Origin of the sequence: Pseudomonas baltica (genome assembly GCF_031880315.1) — a bacterium.
Classification (GTDB): domain Bacteria; phylum Pseudomonadota; class Gammaproteobacteria; order Pseudomonadales; family Pseudomonadaceae; genus Aquipseudomonas.
In genome coordinates this window covers 1,352,615-1,371,432 of record NZ_CP134771.1, presented here as the reverse complement: position 1 = coordinate 1,371,432, position 18,818 = coordinate 1,352,615, and the positions used below count along the sequence as shown (strand labels likewise).

The 18,818-nt window shown below is 62.3% G+C and carries 19 protein-coding genes; all 19 read left to right on the top strand.

Going from position 1 to position 18,818, the window contains the following annotated elements; translation table 11 throughout:
• Positions 1 to 9: 9 nt before the first annotated feature.
• The 19 genes from fliM (at position 10) to REH34_RS05855 (ending at position 18,787) form a co-directional block, all read left to right on the top strand.
• Positions 10 to 978: a flagellar motor switch protein FliM gene (gene fliM, locus REH34_RS05945; RefSeq protein ID WP_226505738.1), complete on the top strand. Its 969-nt coding sequence runs from the start codon at positions 10 to 12 to the stop codon at positions 976 to 978.
• Between the two features lie 53 nt (positions 979 to 1,031).
• Positions 1,032 to 1,499, top strand: a complete 468-nt coding sequence (gene fliN, locus REH34_RS05940) for a flagellar motor switch protein FliN (protein ID WP_311971081.1) — start codon at positions 1,032 to 1,034, stop codon at positions 1,497 to 1,499.
• Complete coding sequence (gene fliO / locus REH34_RS05935; protein ID WP_311971080.1) at positions 1,499 to 1,975, top strand: flagellar biosynthetic protein FliO; 477 nt, start codon at positions 1,499 to 1,501, stop codon at positions 1,973 to 1,975. The genes fliN and fliO overlap by 1 nt, the downstream gene beginning before the upstream one ends.
• Complete coding sequence (fliP, locus tag REH34_RS05930; protein ID WP_226505735.1) at positions 1,975 to 2,727, top strand: flagellar type III secretion system pore protein FliP; 753 nt, start codon at positions 1,975 to 1,977, stop codon at positions 2,725 to 2,727. The genes fliO and fliP overlap by 1 nt, the downstream gene beginning before the upstream one ends.
• A gap of 30 nt (positions 2,728 to 2,757) precedes the next feature.
• Positions 2,758 to 3,027, top strand: a complete 270-nt coding sequence (gene fliQ, locus REH34_RS05925) for a flagellar biosynthesis protein FliQ (protein ID WP_226505734.1) — start codon at positions 2,758 to 2,760, stop codon at positions 3,025 to 3,027.
• Positions 3,028 to 3,033: 6 nt separating this feature from the next.
• Positions 3,034 to 3,810: a flagellar biosynthetic protein FliR gene (fliR, locus tag REH34_RS05920; RefSeq protein WP_226505733.1), complete on the top strand. Its 777-nt coding sequence runs from the start codon at positions 3,034 to 3,036 to the stop codon at positions 3,808 to 3,810.
• A 3-nt stretch (positions 3,811 to 3,813) separates the two neighbouring features.
• Positions 3,814 to 4,974: a flagellar biosynthesis protein FlhB gene (gene flhB, locus REH34_RS05915; RefSeq protein ID WP_226505732.1), complete on the top strand. Its 1,161-nt coding sequence runs from the start codon at positions 3,814 to 3,816 to the stop codon at positions 4,972 to 4,974.
• Positions 4,975 to 5,082: 108 nt separating this feature from the next.
• The gene (gene flhA, locus REH34_RS05910) at positions 5,083 to 7,212 is read left to right on the top strand and encodes a flagellar biosynthesis protein FlhA (RefSeq protein ID WP_226505731.1); all 2,130 of its coding nucleotides are present in this window, start codon (positions 5,083 to 5,085) and stop codon (positions 7,210 to 7,212) included.
• A 12-nt stretch (positions 7,213 to 7,224) separates the two neighbouring features.
• The gene (gene flhF / locus REH34_RS05905) at positions 7,225 to 8,547 is read left to right on the top strand and encodes a flagellar biosynthesis protein FlhF (RefSeq protein ID WP_226505730.1); all 1,323 of its coding nucleotides are present in this window, start codon (positions 7,225 to 7,227) and stop codon (positions 8,545 to 8,547) included.
• A gap of 121 nt (positions 8,548 to 8,668) precedes the next feature.
• Positions 8,669 to 9,502 (top strand): flagellar synthesis regulator FleN, encoded by an 834-nt coding sequence (fleN, locus tag REH34_RS05900; RefSeq protein WP_226505729.1) that lies wholly within the window; start codon positions 8,669 to 8,671, stop codon positions 9,500 to 9,502.
• Entirely contained in the window at positions 9,499 to 10,242 is a 744-nt protein-coding gene (gene fliA, locus REH34_RS05895) for an RNA polymerase sigma factor FliA (protein ID WP_226505728.1), read from the top strand. The genes fleN and fliA overlap by 4 nt, the downstream gene beginning before the upstream one ends.
• Before the next feature lie 233 nt (positions 10,243 to 10,475).
• On the top strand, positions 10,476 to 10,850 hold the full coding sequence (locus tag REH34_RS05890) for a chemotaxis response regulator CheY (RefSeq protein ID WP_226505727.1): 375 nt from the start codon (positions 10,476 to 10,478) through the stop codon (positions 10,848 to 10,850).
• A gap of 22 nt (positions 10,851 to 10,872) precedes the next feature.
• On the top strand, positions 10,873 to 11,658 hold the full coding sequence (locus REH34_RS05885) for a protein phosphatase CheZ (protein ID WP_226505726.1): 786 nt from the start codon (positions 10,873 to 10,875) through the stop codon (positions 11,656 to 11,658).
• Between the two features lie 45 nt (positions 11,659 to 11,703).
• Positions 11,704 to 13,965 (top strand): chemotaxis protein CheA, encoded by a 2,262-nt coding sequence (locus tag REH34_RS05880; RefSeq protein ID WP_311971079.1) that lies wholly within the window; start codon positions 11,704 to 11,706, stop codon positions 13,963 to 13,965.
• A 46-nt stretch (positions 13,966 to 14,011) separates the two neighbouring features.
• Positions 14,012 to 15,187: a chemotaxis response regulator protein-glutamate methylesterase gene (locus REH34_RS05875; RefSeq protein ID WP_311971078.1), complete on the top strand. Its 1,176-nt coding sequence runs from the start codon at positions 14,012 to 14,014 to the stop codon at positions 15,185 to 15,187.
• Positions 15,187 to 15,927, top strand: a complete 741-nt coding sequence (locus REH34_RS05870; RefSeq protein ID WP_226505723.1) for a flagellar motor protein — start codon at positions 15,187 to 15,189, stop codon at positions 15,925 to 15,927. Before REH34_RS05875 ends, REH34_RS05870 begins: the two co-directional genes overlap by 1 nt.
• Before the next feature lie 10 nt (positions 15,928 to 15,937).
• Entirely contained in the window at positions 15,938 to 16,825 is an 888-nt protein-coding gene (gene motD, locus REH34_RS05865) for a flagellar motor protein MotD (RefSeq protein WP_311971077.1), read from the top strand.
• A gap of 58 nt (positions 16,826 to 16,883) precedes the next feature.
• A complete protein-coding gene (locus tag REH34_RS05860; protein ID WP_226505721.1) occupies positions 16,884 to 17,672 on the top strand; it encodes a ParA family protein in 789 nt (262 codons plus the stop codon).
• Between the two features lie 176 nt (positions 17,673 to 17,848).
• The gene (locus tag REH34_RS05855; RefSeq protein ID WP_409373313.1) at positions 17,849 to 18,787 is read left to right on the top strand and encodes a CheW domain-containing protein; all 939 of its coding nucleotides are present in this window, start codon (positions 17,849 to 17,851) and stop codon (positions 18,785 to 18,787) included.
• The last annotated feature ends 31 nt before the right edge of the window (positions 18,788 to 18,818 follow it).

Here is an 18,818-nt window from a genome sequence, read left to right as displayed (position 1 = left end):
GAGCACGACATGGCCGTGCAGGATCTGCTCTCCCAGGATGAAATCGACGCGCTGTTGCATGGCGTCGACGATGGCCTGGTTCAAACCGAAAGCAATGGCGAACCCGGCTCGGTCAAAAGCTACGACCTGACCAGCCAGGACCGTATCGTGCGGGGGCGGATGCCGACCCTCGAGATGATCAACGAACGGTTCGCCCGCTACACCCGCATAAGCATGTTCAACATGCTGCGCCGGTCCGCCGATGTGGCGGTGGGTGGCGTGCAGGTGATGAAATTCGGCGAGTACGTGCATTCGCTGTACGTGCCCACCAGCCTCAACCTGGTCAAGATCAAGCCCCTGCGTGGGACCGGGCTGTTCATTCTCGACGCCAAGCTGGTATTCAAGCTGGTGGACAACTTTTTCGGTGGCGATGGCCGTCACGCCAAGATCGAAGGCCGTGAATTCACGCCCACCGAGCTGCGCGTCGTGCGCATGGTGCTCGACCAGGTTTTCGTCGACATGAAAGAGGCGTGGCAGGCGATCATGGATCTCAACTTCGAGTACATCAACTCTGAAGTGAACCCGGCCATGGCCAACATTGTCGGTCCTAGTGAGGCGGTGGTGGTGTCTACATTCCACATCGAGCTAGATGGCGGTGGCGGCGATCTGCACGTGACCATGCCGTATTCGATGATCGAGCCGGTGCGCGAAATGCTCGATGCCGGTTTCCAGTCCGATCTCGACGATCAGGACGAGCGCTGGAGCAAAGCCCTGCGTGAAGACGTGCTGGATGTGAGCGTGCCGTTGGGCGCCACCGTAGCGCGTCGCCAGCTCAAGCTGCGGGATATCCTGCACATGCAGCCGGGCGACGTGATCCCGATAGAACTGCCGGATGAACTGGTCCTGCGCGCCAATGGCGTGCCGTCGTTCAAGGCCAAGCTGGGGTCCCACAAGGGCCACCTGGCACTGCAAGTCATCGAGCCGATAGAGCGCCGCTGAACAGCGCGTTATGCGGCCTGTAATCACTGAATTTTTGCCTGTCGAGGACCCTCATGGCTGACGAAAACGAAATAACCTCCGCGGAAGACCAGGCGCTTGCCGATGAATGGGCCGCGGCCCTGGGCGAATCCGGTGACGGTGGTCAGGGCGATATCGATGCGCTGCTGGCGGCCGATGCTGCGTCCAAGCCACAGGGCACGCGCTTGCCCATGGAAGAGTTCGGTTCCATGCCCAAGGCGAGCCACGCGGTGAGCCTCGAAGGCCCCAACCTGGACGTGATCCTGGATATCCCGGTGACCATCTCCATGGAGGTTGGCGCCACCGAGATCAACATCCGCAACCTGCTGCAACTCAACCAGGGCTCGGTGATCGAACTCGATCGTCTGGCCGGCGAACCCCTCGACGTGCTGGTCAACGGCACCTTGATCGCCCATGGCGAGGTGGTGGTGGTCAACGAGAAGTTCGGCATCCGCCTGACGGACGTGATCAGCCCCAGCGAACGTATCAAGAAGCTGCGCTGATGAAGCGCTGGCTGATGGCGCTCGCCGTTCTGCCGTTCTCGGCTCTGGCCGCCACCGTCGGGGCGCCGGCAACCAACGAAGCGGGTCCTGGGGCCGCAGGGCCTGCCGCGACGGTGGCGGCTGCAACCGGCGGCAGTATGGCCGGGCAGTTGACCCAGCTGATGCTCGGGCTGCTGGTGGTTCTGGCGGTGATCGTTGCCCTGGCCTGGGTGGTCCGCCGTGTCCAGCAGGCCGCGCCTCGGGGTGGGCAGGTCATCGATATCGTCAGTGCGCGGGCGCTGGGGCCGCGCGATCGGCTGGTGCTGGTACAGATTGGCGACGAGCAGGTCCTGCTGGGGGTCAGCCCGGGCCGGATCACCTCGCTGCATGTCATGAAGGAGCCCGTGCGCAGCCCCGCTCGCAGCGAGCAGGCTGCGCCCGAATTCGCCCAGCGCCTGATGGAACTGCTGGGCAAGGATCAGAAGGATAAGAAGTAATGGGCGCCGTGCGCATCCTCTTGACGCTGTTGCTGGTGGTCGTGGCGCCTATGGCGCTGGCCGCCGATCCGCTGTCGATCCCGGCCATCACCCTGTCCAATGGTGCCAACGGCCAGCAGGAATATTCGGTCAGCCTGCAGATTTTGCTGATCATGACCGCGCTGAGCTTCATCCCGGCGGGCGTCATGCTGATGACCAGCTTCACGCGGATCATCATCGTCTTCTCCATCTTGCGTCAGGCCCTGGGCCTGCAGCAGACACCGTCCAACCAGTTGTTGACCGGCATGGCGCTGTTCCTGACCCTGTTCATCATGGCGCCGGTGTTCGACCGCGTGAACACCGACGCCTTGCAGCCCTATATGGCCGAGAAGATGAGCGCCCAGGATGCCTTGGCCAAGGCCCAGGTGCCGTTGAAGGATTTCATGCTGGCGCAAACCCGGCAGAGCGATCTGGACCTGTTCGTGCGCTTGTCCAAGCGCACCGACATCATCGGGCCGGATCAGGCACCCTTGACCATCATCGTCCCGGCGTTCGTGATCTCCGAGCTCAAGACGGCGTTTCAGATCGGTTTCATGATCTTCATTCCGTTCCTCGTCATCGACCTGGTGATCGCCAGTATCCTCATGGCCATGGGCATGATGATGCTGTCGCCGCTGATCATCTCGTTGCCATTCAAGATCATGCTGTTCGTGCTGGTCGACGGCTGGGCCCTGATCATTGGTACCTTGGCTGGCAGTTTCGGCGGTGTCTGACGCCATTGCCGATTGCAGGAGAATCGCCCCATGACTCCAGAAGTCGCGCTTGACCTGTTTCGCGATGCCCTGTGGCTGACCGTGGTGATGGTGTCCTTTTCGGTCTTGCCCAGCTTGATCGTCGGGCTGATCGTGGCGATGTTCCAGGCCGCCACGCAAATCAACGAGCAGACCCTGGGCTTTCTGCCGCGCCTGCTGGTGATGCTGGTGACCGTCATCGTCGGCGGGCCCTGGGTGGTGCAGACCTTCATGGACTACATCACGCGCCTGTACACCAGCATCCCGCAGTTGATTGGCTGACCCGCAGTGCTGCAACTGACCGATCTGCAGATCAGCACCTGGGTGGCGACCTTCATCCTGCCGCTGTTCCGCGTGGCCGCGCTGCTGACCACCATGCCGATCTTCGGTGCCAATACCGTTTCGCGGCGTATCCGCCTGTACCTCGCGGTGGCCATTACCGTGTGCATCGTGCCGGGGTTGCCGCCGATGCCGCAGGTCAATCCGCTGGACCCGAGCGGCATGCTGCTGATCGCCGAGCAGATCATCGTCGGGGCGATGATGGGCTTGTCGCTGCAGATGCTGTTTCAGGTGTTCGCCATCGCCGGGCAGATCCTGGCGGTGCAGATGGGCATGTCGTTCGCGTCCATGATCGACCCCACCAATGGCGTGTCGTCGGCGGTAGTCGGGCAGTTTTTCACCATGCTGGTAACGCTGTTGTTCCTGTCGATGAACGGCCATCTGGTGGTGTTCGAGGTACTGACCGAGAGTTTCACGACGCTGCCCGTAGGCCACGCACTGTTCACCAATAACCTCTGGGAGCTGGTGCTGCGCATGGGCTGGGTGCTGGGCGCCGCGCTGATGTTGGTGCTGCCGGCGATCACGGCGCTGCTGGTGGTCAACATCTGCTTCGGGGTGATGACCAAGGCTGCGCCGCAGTTGAACATCTTTTCGATCGGCTTTCCGCTGATCCTGGTGATGGGCATGGTGATCCTGTGGATCAGCATGGCCGATCTTCTTAGTCAGTATCAGCCGATTGCCGCCGACGCGTTGCAGTGGCTGCGCGGCATGATCAGGGCGCAATGAGCCATGGCAGAGAGCGAGAGCGGCGGCGACAAGACAGAAGACCCCACAGACAAACGCAAGCGCGACTCGCGCGAACAAGGTGAGGTCATTCGCTCCAAGGAGCTCAATACCGTTGCGGTGATGCTGGCGGGGACCGGCGCCATCCTGACCTACGGCGGCGCCCTGGCGCAGACCTTCGTGACCTTGATGCAGAAGAGTTTCACCCTGCCGCGCGAAGTGATTATGGATCAGCGCTATATGCAGATATTTCTGCTGCAGGCCGCCAAGGACGCGTATATGGCCACCCAGCCGATCCTGGTAGTGCTGTTGTTGGCATCCCTGCTGAGTCCGTTGGCGCTGGGTGGCTGGTTGTTCGCGCCAGGCGGGATGGCGCCCAAGTTCAGCCGCATGAACCCGCTGAGCGGCATCAAGCGCATGTTCTCGATCAACGCCTTGATCGAGCTGATCAAGGCGATGGGCAAGTTTGCCGTGATTCTGCTGGTGGCTTTGCAGGTGCTGCGCAGGGATCAGGCGCAGTTGCTGGCGATCGGCAAGGAGCCGTTGGAGCAGGCCATCATCCATAGCGTCCAGGTAGTGGGCTGGAGCGCGCTGTGGATGGCCGCCGGGCTGTTGATCGTCGCCGCGATCGATGTGCCGATCCAGATCTACCAGGGCCGTCAGAAACTGTTGATGACCAAGCAGGAAGTGCGCGACGAGTACAAGGACGCCGAGGGGCGGCCCGAGGTCAAGGGCCGGATCCGTCAGCTGCAGCGCGAAGCCTCGCAGCGGCGCATGATGGCCAACGTGCCGACGGCCGACGTGATCATCACCAACCCAACCCACTATGCGGTAGCGCTCAAGTACGACCCGGAGCAGGGCGGGGCGCCGGTATTGCTGGCCAAGGGTACGGATTTCGTGGCCCTGAAGATCCGCGAAATCGCCGTGGCACACGAGATTCAACTGCTGGAGTCGCCGGCCCTGGCGCGGTCTATCTACTACTCCACCGAAGTCGATACGCAGATCCCCGCCGGCCTCTACCTGGCGGTGGCCCAGGTGCTGGCGTACGTCTATCAGATTCGCCAGTACCGCGCCGGCCGCGGCAAGCGCCCCAAACCCCTCGACGACCTGCCGATTCCAGAGGATCTCAAGCGCGACGCCGATCCGGATGACGCTGATCTTCCTTGACTCCCTCAGGGGTTTTTTAGCGGTTTCGAAAGTTGGAAGGCTTCTTGCACAAGCACTATTGCGCCCGCCCAGGCGTCAAAAGTTTGCTTGCGATCATGAGGAAGACCGGTGGACCGTTCCCAACTTATCAACACCGCCCGCAGCAACATCGTCGGCCTGAGCCGCGGCAACATCGGCGTACCGCTGTTGCTGCTGGTGATGCTGGCCATGATGATGCTGCCGGTGCCGCCGTTCCTCCTGGACGTGTTCTTCACCTTCAACATCGCGCTGTCCATCGTCGTCCTGCTGGTGTGCGTGTATGCCATGCGCCCGCTCGATTTCGCCGTGTTCCCGACCATCCTGCTAGTGGCGACGCTGCTGCGCCTGGCGCTCAACGTCGCGTCGACACGGGTAGTCATGCTTCACGGACATACGGGTCACGAGGCGGCGGGCAAGGTGATCCAGGCGTTTGGCGAGGTGGTGATCGGCGGTAACTATGTGGTCGGTATCGTGGTGTTCGCGATCCTCATGATCATCAACTTCGTGGTGGTGACCAAGGGCGCCGGGCGGATTTCCGAGGTGAGTGCGCGTTTCACCCTCGATGCCATGCCCGGCAAGCAGATGGCCATCGACGCCGACCTCAATGCCGGCTTGATCGACCAGGCGGGTGCCAAGGCCCGTCGTTCCGAGGTCGCTGCCGAGGCCGAGTTCTATGGGTCGATGGACGGTGCCAGCAAGTTCGTCCGCGGTGACGCCGTCGCCGGCCTCTTGATCCTCTTCATCAACCTGCTTGGCGGCATGGCCGTGGGCATGTTCCAGCACGGCTTGACCTTCGCCGATGCCGGCAAGGTCTATGCACTGTTGACCATCGGTGACGGTTTGGTGGCGCAGTTGCCATCGCTGCTGTTGTCCACTGCCGCCGCGATCATGGTGACCCGGGCCTCCGGCTCGGAAGAAATGGGCAAGCAGATCACCCGGCAGATGTTTGCGTCGCCCAAGGCCCTGGCGGTCTCGGCGGGGTTGATGCTGATCATGGGCTCGGTGCCCGGCATGCCCCACGTCGCGTTTATCAGCCTGGCGGCCGTGGCGGCCGGTGGTGCCTACCTGTTGTGGAAAAAACAGAACGAAGTCAAAGAGTTGCTGGTCATAGAGGCGCAGCGTCAACAAGACTTGCTGCCATCGCCGACGCGCAATCAGGAAACCAAGGAGCTGGGCTGGGACGACGTCACGCCCATCGACATGATTGGCCTGGAAGTGGGCTACCGGTTGATCCCGCTGGTGGACCGCAACCAGGGTGGGCAACTGCTGGCACGGATCAAGGGGGTGCGCAAGAAGCTCTCCCAGGACCTGGGCTTCCTCATGCCGACCGTGCATATTCGCGACAACCTCGACCTGGCGCCCAGCGCCTACCGCCTGACCTTGATGGGCGTGATCCTCGCCGAAGCGGAGATCTATCCCGATCGCGAGCTGGCAATCAACCCCGGCCAGGTGTTCGGTACGCTCAACGGTATCAACGCCAAGGATCCGGCTTTTGGCCTGGACGCGGTGTGGATCGAACTCAGTTTGCGTAGCCAGGCGCAGTCATTGGGGTACACTGTCGTCGATGCCAGTACTGTAGTGGCCACTCACCTGAACCAGATTCTGCAAAAGCACGCCCATGAATTGATCGGGCATGAAGAAGTCCAGCAACTGCTGCAAGTGCTGGGCAAGGGCTCGCCCAAGCTGGCCGAGGAGCTGGTACCCGGCGTGCTGTCGCTGTCGTCCTTGCTCAAGGTCCTGCAGGCGTTGCTCGCTGAACAGGTGCCGGTGCGCGATATCCGCAGCATTGCCGAAGCCATCGCCAACAACGCGGGTCGGAGTCAAGATACCGGCGCGCTGGTCGCTGCGGTGCGCGTCGGATTGTCCCGCGCCATCGTGCAAAGCATTGTGGGCATTGAGTCCGAGTTGCCAGTTATCACCTTGGAGCCAAGGTTGGAACAGATTTTGCTCAATAGTCTGCAGAAGGCTGGAATGGGTCAGGAAGACGGCGTTTTGCTGGAGCCAAGCATGGCAGAGAAACTCCAGCGTTCGCTGATCGATGCCTGCCAGCGTCAAGAAATGCAAGGCCAGCCGGCGATTCTGCTGGTGGCCGGGCCGGTACGAGCGATGTTGTCGCGCTTTGGCCGGTTGGCGGTTCCGAATTTACATGTACTGGCGTATCAGGAAATTCCTGACAACAAGCAAGTTACGATCGTCGCGACAGTAGGGCCCAACGGCTGAGGGTGATGGGTTATGCAAGTTAAGCGTTTTTTCGCAGCCGATATGCGTCAGGCCATGAAACTGGTCCGTGACGAGCTGGGCGCCGAAGCCGCGATCATCGGCAACCGTCGGATCGCCGGCGGTGTGGAACTGACTGCCGCGCTGGATTACAAGCTCTCGGCACTGGCGCCGCGGGTGCCTAACGTCGAGCTCGAAGACGAGCTGCGCAAGACCCAGTCGCGCATCGTTACCGCTCAGGCGGAACTCGGCCAGCGTGGCGAGAGCCCTGCGCACACCAATCGCCAGCTGTTTGCCGGGCTGCCGCTGACGGCGGCCGAGCCATTGATCGAAGCGCGTTTCGAAGAGCCTGCGCGTCCGGCGGCGCCTGTCGCGCCAGCCCAGCCTGGAGTCGACCAGCGCCTGTTCGACTCCATGCGCTCGGAGCTCAACGGCCTGCGCGAACTGCTCGAAGTGCAACTTGGCTCGTTGGCCTGGACCCAGCTGCAGGGCAGCCGTCCGCAGCAGGCCAACCTCTGGCGCCGTCTGCAGCGCATCGGCCTCAGCGGCCCGTTGTCGCGCGACCTGCTCGCGCTCACCGCCGATATCGAAGAACCCCGTCAGGCCTGGCGCATGCTGCTCGCGCACCTGACCCGGATGATCGTCACCCCTGAAGTCGAGCCTCTGGAAGAGGGCGGTGTGATCGCCATGGTCGGCCCTGCCGGCATGGGCAAGACCACCACCCTCGCCAAGCTGGCCGCCCGTTACGTCCTCAAGTACGGCGCGCAGAACATTGCACTGGTGAGCATGGACAGCTTTCGTATCGGTGCACAGGAGCAACTCAAGACGCTGGGGCGCATTCTCAATGTCTCGGTGACCCACGTCGACCCTGGGCAATCCTTGGGGCAGGCGCTCGAGCCGCTGTTGCGCAAGCGCGTGGTGTTGATCGACACCGCCGGCCTGCAAGCCAGCGACCCGGCCCTGCGCCTGCAACTGGAGAGCCTCGCCGGTCGCGGTATCAAGGCGCGCAATTACCTGGTCCTGGCTACCACCAGCCAGAAGCAGGTGCTGACCGCGGCCTATCACAGTTACAAGCGTTGTGGCCTGTCGGGCTGCATCCTCACCAAGCTGGACGAAAGCGCCAGCCTGGGCGAGGTGTTGAGCCTGGCCATCCACCACGCCTTGCCCGTGGCCTATCTGACTGATGGCCCGCGCATCCCGGATGACCTGCATTTGCCGCGCAAACATCAATTGGTCACCCGCGCGGTGAACATGCAAATGCAAGAGGAGCCCAGCGAAGAGGCCATGGCCGATATGTTCGCTGATCTCTACCACAGCCCCGGCAAGCGCGCGGGTTGAGGTAAACAAACAATGAAAACGTTGCAATCCACCTGCATCGATGGTCTGCCAGGCAATCTTCAGATGATGAAGCGCAGTCAGTCGTGTGGCCTCGGTCTAAGTGACAAGGTAAAGAACGAACATGGGTAGCATGCATCCCGTACAGGTGATCGCCGTAACCGGCGGTAAAGGTGGCGTCGGCAAGACCAACGTGTCGGTGAACCTCTCACTGGCGCTGGCGGAACTTGGCCGCAGAGTCATGTTGATGGACGCCGACCTCGGTCTGGCCAACGTCGACGTGTTGCTCGGCCTGACGCCTAAACGCACGCTGGCAGACGTCATCGAAGGGCGCTGCGAGTTACGTGACGTGCTCCTGCAGGGGCCCGGCGGGATTCGTATCGTGCCGGCTGCCTCCGGGACCCAGAGCATGGTGCATCTGACGCCTGCCCAGCATGCCGGCTTGATCCAGGCCTTCAGCGACATCGGCGACAACCTCGATGTGCTGGTGATCGACACCGCAGCCGGCATCGGCGACTCGGTGGTCAGCTTTGTGCGCGCCGCTCAGGAAGTCTTGCTGGTGGTGTGCGACGAGCCCACCTCGATCACCGATGCCTACGCATTGATCAAGCTGCTCAACCGCGACTACGGCATGAATCGCTTCCGGGTCCTGGCCAACATGGCCCAGAGCCCGCAGGAAGGTCGCAACCTGTTCGCCAAGCTGACCAAGGTAACTGACCGTTTCCTCGACGTGGCCCTGCAGTATGTGGGCGCCGTGCCGTACGACGAATCGGTACGCAAGGCTGTGCAGAAACAACGTGCCGTCTACGAGGCCTTCCCGCGCTCCAAATGCGCGCTGGCCTTCAAGGCGATCGCCCAAAAGGTCGACACCTGGCCCTTGCCTGCCAACCCACGCGGGCACCTGGAGTTCTTCGTCGAACGTTTGGTTCAGCAAACCAGTGCGGGACCTGTCTCATGAGCGCAAGCGGATATCGGATGTACAACAAGGCGTCGCGCGAGTCTCAGCAGTATCAACTGATCGAGACCTACGCGCCGCTGGTCAAGCGCATCGCCTACCACCTGCTGGCGCGCCTGCCGGCCAGCGTGCAGGTCGAGGACCTGATTCAGGCCGGGATGATCGGCCTGCTTGAAGTTTCGACCAAGTACGACTCCAGCAAAGGCGCTAGTTTCGAGACCTATGCCGGTATCCGCATCCGTGGCGCCATGCTCGACGAGGTGCGCAAAGGTGACTGGGCGCCGCGTTCGGTGCATCGCAATACGCGCATGGTCAGTGACGCGATTCGTGCAATTGAAGCAAAAACCGGTCGCGACGCTAAAGATCACGAGGTTGCGGCCGAACTCCAGATGAGTCTGGATGATTATTACGGGATTCTGAACGATACCTTGGGCAGTCGCCTGTTCAGCTTCGATGATCTGTTGCAGGACGGCGAGCATGAAGGCCTGCACGAGGAGGGCGCCAGCGGTAGCCCGGAACCGTCACGCGGCCTGGAAGACGAGCGCTTTCAGGCAGCCTTGGCCGACGCCATCGCCAACTTGCCGGAACGGGAAAAACTGGTGCTGTCGCTGTACTACGACGAGGAACTCAACCTCAAGGAGATCGGCGAAGTGCTGGGGGTCAGCGAATCGCGGGTCAGCCAGCTGCACAGCCAGTGCGCGGCGCGCTTGCGCAGTCGCCTGGGTGAATGGCGGGCAAGATGAAGTATTGAAAAGGCCCGGTGGCCTGAGCCGAGCACCTGTGGGAGCAAGGCTTGCCCGCGAAGGCGTCCGTACTAACGCCTTCGCGGGCAAGCCTTGCTCCCACAGGAGGCAGCCCACGCCACAGGGTCGAAGCAACACTGCGGTCTTGATGTGAAAATAACTGGTTTTGATTGATCGCGCACCCAGGTGCTGGGTGCGTTAAAGACTGCTTGGAGGTCTACTTGGACAAGAACATGAAAATCCTCATCGTCGACGACTTTTCGACGATGCGGCGGATCATCAAGAACCTGCTGCGCGATCTGGGGTTCACCAACACCTCGGAAGCCGACGACGGCCTCACAGCGTTGCCGATGCTGCAAGCGGGCAGCTTCGACTTTCTGGTGACCGACTGGAACATGCCCGGCATGTCCGGCATCGACCTGCTGCGTCAGGTCCGCGCCGATGAACGTCTCAAAAGCCTCCCAGTGTTGATGGTGACGGCCGAAGCGAAGCGTGAACAGATCATCGAAGCTGCCCAGGCCGGCGTGAACGGCTATGTGGTCAAGCCTTTCACTGCGCAAGTGCTGAAAGAAAAAATCGAGAAGATCTTCGAGCGCGTCAACAGCTGAATGACGCCACGGGGGCAGCAGTATGGACAAGCAATCCAGTTTGGGTGACTTCGAGTCGACCCTGAAAAAGAATGCCCAGGAGTTGGTCGAACGCCTGGAACAAGGCAAGTTCGGCGAAGCGGTGCAATTGATTCACGAGTTGAACCAAACCCGTGACCGCGGCCTGTATCAGGAGATTGGCAAGCTCACCCGTGAGCTGCACAGCGCCATCGTCGACTTCCAGATCGATCCAAACATGCCACAGGCCGAAGAGGTGTCGCAGATAACCGACGCCACCGAACGGCTGTCCTATGTCGTGCGTCTGACCGATGCCGCCGCCAACCGCACCATGGACCTGGTGGAGCAAAGCACGCCGCTCGTGGGCTCGTTGGCCGACGACGCCGCCAGCCTGCGCCAGGACTGGCAGCGCTTCCAGCGCCGCGAAACTTCGCCCGATGAATTTCGCGAGCTAGTCAAGCGTGTGGACGGTTTTCTGACCCGCAGCGAAACCGATGCGCGGCAAGTCTCCTCGCACCTCAACGACATTTTGCTGGCCCAGGATTACCAGGACCTTACCGGTCAGGTGATCAAGCGGGTCACGCAAATGGTCACTGAAGTCGAAAGCAATCTGCTCAAACTGGTGCTCATGGCCAGTCAGGTTGACCGTTTTGCAGGGATCCAACACGACCATCAGCAACTGCGCGACGAAAAAGATAAAGAAAAACATCCCACCAGGGGTGAAGGTCCGCAGATTCATGCCGATAAACGTGATGACGTTGTATCCGGACAGGATGACGTCGACGATCTGCTGTCCAGCCTGGGGTTCTAGTTTCCAGATACTGATGACGGTCAACGAATTCCAGGGAGCACCCACATGAGCTTCGGCGCCGATGAAGAAATCCTTCAGGATTTCCTGGTAGAGGCCGGCGAGATCCTCGAGCAACTCTCCGAACAACTGGTAGAGCTCGAGAGCCGGCCAGATGATGCGGATTTGCTCAATGCCATTTTTCGCGGATTCCACACTGTTAAAGGCGGCGCCGGCTTCCTCCAGCTCAATGAGCTGGTGGAGTGCTGCCACATCGCCGAAAACGTCTTCGACATCCTGCGCAAGGGTGAGCGTCGCGTTGACTCGGAGCTGATGGACGTGGTGCTTGAGGCACTCGACGCCGTCAACAGCATGTTCGGCGAAGTGCGCGAACGCACCGAGGTCACGCCAGCCACGCCCGAGTTGTTGGCAGCGCTGGCGCGGTTGGCCGAGCCGGCCAGTGCCGACGAAGTCGCCGCAGCGCCTGCCCCGGTTGAAGTCGTGGCTGAAGAGCCTGTCGATATCACCGATGACGAATTCGAATCCCTGCTCAACAGCCTCAGCGCTTCCAAAGCCGAAGCTGAGGCCGAGGGCCAGGCACCTGCTGCGCCAGCCCCTGCTGCTGCAGCGCCGACGCCCGCCAGCGGTGACGAAATCACCGATGACGAGTTCGAGTCGCTGCTCGACCAGTTGCATGGCAAAGGCCAATTCTCGGCACCGGCCGCAGCACCTGCCAGCCCCGCTGCAGGCGCAGCGACCGGCAAGGCCGCGGCCAGCGATGAAATTACCGACGACGAATTCGAAGCCTTGCTCGATCAGTTGCACGGTAAGGGCTCATTCGCGCCTGACGCCGTTGCGCCAGCCGCTGCGGCTCCGGCTGCGCCTGCAGCCAATGCCGCGCCGGCAGGCTCGGCGGATCTGATCTCGGACGATGAGTTCGAGTCCTTGCTCGATGAGCTGCATGGCAAGGGCAAATTCACCGAAACCGCCGTGGCCACCGCCCCGGCGAAAGCTGCTGCGCCAGCCGCTGCCAAGCCCGCGCCTGCCCCGGTGGCCAAGGCTGAGCCAGCGCCTGCCGCCAAGGCCGAACCTGCCAAGGCCGCTGCCCCGGCGCCCGCTCGTGCGCCAGTGCCAAGCGGCGAAAAGCCTGCCACCACCGAGGCGGAAACCACTGTACGGGTCGACACCGCGCGGCTGGACGAAATCATGAACATGGTCGGCGAACTGGTACTGGTGCGTAACCGTCTGGTGCGCCTGGGTGCCAACAGCGCCGACGAGTCGATGCAAAAAGCCGTGTCCAACCTCGATGTGGTCACCGCCGACCTGCAGACTGCGGTCATGAAGACCCGCATGCAGCCGATCAAGAAGGTCTTCGGGCGCTTCCCGCGCCTGGTTCGCGACCTGGCGCGCCAGCTCAAGAAAGAAATCAACCTGGAGCTGGTGGGCGAAGAAACCGACCTCGACAAGAACCTCGTCGAGGCCCTGGCCGACCCGTTGGTCCACTTGGTGCGCAACGCTGTCGACCACGGCGTCGAAACCCCCGAAGAGCGTGAAGCTTCAGGCAAGGCGCGCGGCGGCAAGGTCGTGCTTTCGGCTGAACAGGAAGGCGACCATATCCTCTTGTCGATCTCCGACGACGGCAAGGGCATGGACCCGCAGGTGCTGCGCAACATTGCCGTCAAGCGTGGCGTCATGGACAAGGATGCCGCCGATCGCCTGAGCGACACCGAGTGCTACAACCTGATCTTCGCCCCGGGCTTCTCGACCAAGACCGAGATATCCGACGTGTCGGGCCGCGGTGTGGGCATGGATGTGGTGAAAACCAAGATCTCCCAGCTCAACGGCACCATCAACATCTATTCGACCAAGGGCCAGGGCTCGAAGATCGTCATCAAGGTTCCGCTGACGCTGGCGATCATGCCGACCCTGATGGTCATGCTCGGCAACCAGGCCTTCGCCTTCCCGCTGGTCAACGTCAACGAGATCTTCCACCTCGACCTGTCGCGGACCAACGTGGTCGACGGCCAGGAAGTGGTCATCGTGCGCGACAAGGCCCTGCCGCTGTTCTACCTCAAGCGCTGGCTGGTGTCCTCGGCCGCTCATGAAGAACAACGTGAAGGCCATGTGGTGATCCTCTCCGTGGGCACCCAGCGCATCGGCTTCGTGGTCGACCAGTTGGTGGGCCAGGAAGAAGTGGTGATCAAACCGCTGGGCAAGATGCTGCAGGGCACGCCAGGCATGTCGGGTGCCACCATTACCGGTGACGGTCGCATCGCCCTGATCCTCGACGTACCGAGCATGCTCAAACGCTATGCGGCACGGCGTATCTGATTAACGGCAGGGCAGCCTCCGTGCTGCCCGGCCTAATGGAGTGTTTATGGCAGTCAAGGTTCTGGTGGTGGATGATTCCGGTTTCTTCCGCCGCCGTGTCTCGGAAATTCTTGCCTCGGATAGCACTATCCAGGTCGTCGGCACCGCTACCAACGGTCGCGAAGCCATCGATCAGGCCATCGCGCTCAAGCCCGACGTCATCACCATGGACTACGAGATGCCGATGATGGACGGCATCACTGCGGTGCGGCATATCATGCAGCGCTGTCCGACGCCGGTATTGATGTTTTCCTCCCTGACCCACGAAGGCGCCCGAGTGACCCTCGATGCGCTGGACGCCGGGGCCACGGATTTCCTTCCAAAGAATTTCGAAGACATCTCGCGCAATCCCGAGAAAGTCCGGCAGATGCTGTGCGAGAAGATTCACACCCTCGCGCGCAGCAACCGCCGCAGCAGCTTTGCGACTGCGGCGCCTGCTTCGCGGGCAGAACCCGCTCCCACAACCAGAGCCGCCCCCGTTGGCGCTGCGCCTGTGGGCGCTAGGCCTGCCCGCGAAAGCGTCACCCGCAGCCCGGCACCTTCTCCCGCTGCACGCAGCCCGGCCCCGCGCCCCGCCGCTGATGCCCCGGCGCAGCCGTTGTCGCCACCGCCCAAGCGTAAATCCTACAAGCTGGTCGCCATCGGTACCTCCACGGGCGGCCCGGTCGCGCTGCAACGGGTGCTCACCCAACTGCCGGCCAATTTCCCGGCGCCTATCGTGCTGGTTCAGCACATGCCGGCGGCCTTCACCAAAGCCTTCGCCGAGCGCCTCGACAAGCTCTGCCAGATCCAGGTCAAGGAAGCCGAGGACGGCGACGTGCTGCGCCCTGGTCTGGCGCTGTTGGCACCTGGCGGCAAGCAGATGATGGTCGATGGCCGCGGCACGGTGAAGATCCTGCCCGGCGATGAGCGTCTCAATTACAAGCCCTGCGTGGACATCACCTTCGGTTCCGCAGCCAAGTCCTACGGCGACAAAGTGCTGGCGGTGGTGTTGACTGGCATGGGCGCCGACGGCCGAGAAGGCGCACGTCTGCTCAAACAGGGCGGCAGCCAGATCTGGGCCCAGGACGAAGCCAGCTGCGTGATCTATGGCATGCCCATGGCGATCGTCAAAGCCAACCTCGCCGATGCCATCTACAGCCTTGACGACATCGGTCGGCACCTGACGGAGGCCTGCGTCTGATGGATGTGTTGAGCCTGATAGGGATCATCCTGGCCTTTGTCGCGATCGTCGGCGGCAATTTTCTCGAAGGCGGCAGCATCACCGCATTGCTCAATGGCCCGGCGGCGTTGATCGTCATCGGCGGCACCCTGGCTGCAGCGCTGCTGCAGACACCCCTGAGTGCCTTCGCGCGCTCGCTGGTGATCATTCGCTGGATCATCTTTCCGCCACGCATCGACCTGGCCCGGGGCATCGACAACGTCGTGACCTGGAGCCTGATCGCGCGCAAGGATGGTCTGCTGGGGCTCGAGTCGGTAGCCGACACCGAGCTTGACCCCTACGCCCGCAAAGGCTTGCAACTGCTGGTCGACGGCGCCGAGCCGGAGGCCATCCGCAGTATCCTCGAAGTAGATTTCCTGACCCAGGAAAGCCGCGACATTCAGGCCGCCAAGGTATTCGAATGCATGGGCGGTTACGCGCCCACCATCGGCATCATCGGTGCGGTCATGGGCCTGATTCACGTGATGGGCAACCTCGCCAATCCGTCGCAGCTGGGCAGCGGTATTGCCGTGGCGTTCATCGCCACCATCTACGGCGTGGCCAGTGCCAACCTGGTGCTGCTGCCCACGGCCAACAAGCTCAAGGCGATCGCTCATCGCCAGGCCCGGTATCGGGAAATGATGCTCGAAGGCATCCTGTCCATCGCCGAGGGTGAGAACCCGCGGTCCATCGAACTGAAGCTGCAAGGCTTCATGGAGTGATGGAGTAGCCATGTCTCGCCGCCGCCATCGACAGCCCGAGGAACACGAGAATCACGAACGCTGGCTGGTGTCCTATGCGGATTTCATCACCTTGCTGTTCGCCTTCTTCGTGGTCATGTATTCGATTTCCTCGATCAACGAGGGCAAATACAAGGTGTTGTCCGAAACGCTGGTCGGGGTATTCAACGATCAGGCCAAGACCACCAAGCCGATCAACATCGGCGAGGACCGTCCGCAGACCATCACCCCGGCCCAGCCACTGGTGCAGGATGCCGATCAGACCGAAGCGGCGATGGGCAAGGCCGATGCCCTGCAGACCATCGCCGACGATGTGCGCAACGCCTTTGGCGACCTGATCTCTTCCAATCAACTGACCGTGCGCGGCAACGAATTGTGGATCGAGATAGAACTCAAGTCCGGGTTGCTGTTCGGCAGCGGCGATGCGATCCCCAGCGATCTGGCGTTCACGATCGTCGACAAGGTCGCGGGCATTCTCAAACCCTTCGACAACCCGGTGCATGTCGAAGGCTTTACCGATGACCAGCCGATTCGCACGGCGCAGTACCCGACCAACTGGGAGCTGTCATCGGCGCGGGCCGCCAGTATCGTGCGCATGCTCGCCATCGATGGCATCGCGCCGCAGCGCATGGCCGCAGTGGGCTATGGCGAGTTCCAGCCGATCGACACCAACACCACTGCCGATGGGCGCGGACACAACCGGCGCGTGGTGCTGGTGATCTCGCGCAACCTTGAGGTGCGCCGTAGTTTGACCGGCTCTGGCACTTCTGGCGCAACGCCGGATGCAGCATTGCGTCGTGCTGGCACACAAAGTGCACCGGCTACGACAAATCCACCGGCGAAGAGCGGTGCCGTCAAAAGCCCGTCACCCAAGCCGTGAGTCATCCACACCTGGATCTCGGGCTGCGCCACGCGTGCAGCCGAGAGGAAGCCGCACAATGAGAGTCTGGGCAGTAGCCAACCAGAAAGGTGGGGTCGGCAAAACCACCACTTCGATCGCCCTCGCCGGGTTGCTGGCCGAGAGCGGCAAGCGCGTGGTCGTGGTCGATCTCGATCCGCATGGGTCGATGACCAGCTATTTCGGCTATAACCCCGACGAACTCGAACACAGCTGCTACGACCTGTTCCTGCACAAGGGCGGCGTGCCCGACGGCCTGCCGGGGCAGTTGCTGCAGTCGACCAGCCACGAGAACATCTCGCTGCTGCCGTCGAGTACGGCCCTGGCTACGCTGGAGCGTCAATCGCCTGGCCATGGTGGCCTGGGCCTGGTGATCGCCAAGAGTCTGGCGCAACTGTGGCAAGACTTCGACTACGCCATCATCGACAGCCCGCCGTTGCTCGGCGTGCTGATGGTCAACGCCCTCGCGGCGAGCCAGCAATTGGTGATCCCGGTGCAGACCGAGCATCTGGCCGTCAAGGGCCTGGAGCGCATGGTGAGCACCTTGGCGATGATCAATCGCTCGCGCAAGCAGCCTTTGCCGTTCAGTATCGTGCCGACCCTGTTCGATCGGCGCACCCAGGCTTCCCTTGGCACCCTGCGGGTGTTGCGCGACGCCTGGCCGGAGCAGGTCTGGCAAGGCTACATTCCGGTCGATACGCGCTTGCGCGATGCCAGTCGGGCGGGGTTGACGCCCTCGCAGTTCGACGGCAAGAGCCGCGGCGTGGTTGCCTATCGCGCGTTGCTCAAGCACCTGTTGACGCAACTGCTCGTAACGCAGGTGGCGTGATGAATCGTCCCTCGAATCGCAACTCCCGTCCCCAGCTGGCCTTGCAGTCTTATCTGGATGCGTTGCTGCAAGACATCACTGAAGAATTGCCACCGAGCAACGATGAGCGCCTCGAGGCTCAGGATGTATCCCCAGAGACCGCCGCAGAAGCCGTCACCGACGAGTTCCAGGCGGCTGTGCTCGAAGAGCAGGCGCGGGATGCCGCCAAGGCCCCGCATACGCCTGCGCCCGCTGTGGCACAGCCTGCCCTGAGCGACAAGCCGGTAACCCCGCTGAGCCGCTGGGCCGAGCCTGAGCCCAGAGTTGCGCAGCCGTTGTTGCTGCCCAGCGAGCCGCCGCTGTTCGAGCTCGACGAGCCGGATCTGCAGCTGGAATTGCCAGTGCTTGAAGTGACCCGCGCCGCCGAGCCCGTGGAATTGTCCTTGGCCTCGAGCCCGGCAAGCGTGGTGCCGGCACCTGCCGAATCTTCACTCGCACGTGTCGACGCACTGGTAGATGTACACAAGTCGCCGACCGGCGCTCAAGTCCCGGCGCCAATCACCGATAACAAGCATAACGCCAGTACTGATGGCCCACCGGCGCTTGGTGCCGATGGCCGCCCACTGTGGGCGAGCGAGCCGTTCGAATGCTTGTTGTTCGACGTCGCCGGGCTGACGCTGGCGGTGCCGCTGGTGTGCCTGGGGTCGATCTACTCCCTGGCAGGCCAGGAGCTGACGCCGTTGTTCGGTCAGCCTGAATGGTTCCTGGGGATACTGCCCAGCCTCAGCGGCAACCTGAAGGTGCTGGACACCGCCCGTTGGGTGATGCCGGACCGCTACCGGGATGATTTCAAGCAGGGCCTGCAGTTCGTGATTTCAGTACAGGGCTATGAGTGGGGGTTGGCGGTGCATCAGGTCAGCCGTTCGTTGCGGCTGGACCCGAACGAAATCAAGTGGCGCTCCCAGCGCGGCCAACGGCCATGGCTGGCGGGCACCGTGATCGAACACATGTGCGCCTTGCTCGACGTCGCGGCGCTGGCTGAGTTGATTGCCAGTGGCGGCGCCAAACAGATGGAAGCCGCGGCCATTCAGGCGGCCAAGGCTGCAGCCAAACCGGCTGCCAGGGCGAAAAGATAACGGCACGGGGCATGAGCCTCGGCGCCACCGA

What these genes read in the sequence shown, in the direction of transcription:
- fliM (WP_226505738.1), top strand. Translation starts at nt 10, where the DNA reads ATGGCCGTGCAGGATCTGCTCTCCCAGGATGAAATCGACGCGCTGTTG.
- fliN (WP_311971081.1), top strand. Translation starts at nt 1,032, where the DNA reads ATGGCTGACGAAAACGAAATAACCTCCGCGGAAGACCAGGCGCTTGCC.
- fliO (WP_311971080.1), top strand. Translation starts at nt 1,499, where the DNA reads ATGAAGCGCTGGCTGATGGCGCTCGCCGTTCTGCCGTTCTCGGCTCTG.
- fliP (WP_226505735.1), top strand. Translation starts at nt 1,975, where the DNA reads ATGGGCGCCGTGCGCATCCTCTTGACGCTGTTGCTGGTGGTCGTGGCG.
- fliQ (WP_226505734.1), top strand. Translation starts at nt 2,758, where the DNA reads ATGACTCCAGAAGTCGCGCTTGACCTGTTTCGCGATGCCCTGTGGCTG.
- flhB (WP_226505732.1), top strand. Translation starts at nt 3,814, where the DNA reads ATGGCAGAGAGCGAGAGCGGCGGCGACAAGACAGAAGACCCCACAGAC.
- flhF (WP_226505730.1), top strand. Translation starts at nt 7,225, where the DNA reads ATGCAAGTTAAGCGTTTTTTCGCAGCCGATATGCGTCAGGCCATGAAA.
- fleN (WP_226505729.1), top strand. Translation starts at nt 8,669, where the DNA reads ATGGGTAGCATGCATCCCGTACAGGTGATCGCCGTAACCGGCGGTAAA.
- fliA (WP_226505728.1), top strand. Translation starts at nt 9,499, where the DNA reads ATGAGCGCAAGCGGATATCGGATGTACAACAAGGCGTCGCGCGAGTCT.
- REH34_RS05890 (WP_226505727.1), top strand. Translation starts at nt 10,476, where the DNA reads ATGAAAATCCTCATCGTCGACGACTTTTCGACGATGCGGCGGATCATC.
- REH34_RS05885 (WP_226505726.1), top strand. Translation starts at nt 10,873, where the DNA reads ATGGACAAGCAATCCAGTTTGGGTGACTTCGAGTCGACCCTGAAAAAG.
- REH34_RS05880 (WP_311971079.1), top strand. Translation starts at nt 11,704, where the DNA reads ATGAGCTTCGGCGCCGATGAAGAAATCCTTCAGGATTTCCTGGTAGAG.
- REH34_RS05875 (WP_311971078.1), top strand. Translation starts at nt 14,012, where the DNA reads ATGGCAGTCAAGGTTCTGGTGGTGGATGATTCCGGTTTCTTCCGCCGC.
- REH34_RS05870 (WP_226505723.1), top strand. Translation starts at nt 15,187, where the DNA reads ATGGATGTGTTGAGCCTGATAGGGATCATCCTGGCCTTTGTCGCGATC.
- motD (WP_311971077.1), top strand. Translation starts at nt 15,938, where the DNA reads ATGTCTCGCCGCCGCCATCGACAGCCCGAGGAACACGAGAATCACGAA.
- REH34_RS05860 (WP_226505721.1), top strand. Translation starts at nt 16,884, where the DNA reads ATGAGAGTCTGGGCAGTAGCCAACCAGAAAGGTGGGGTCGGCAAAACC.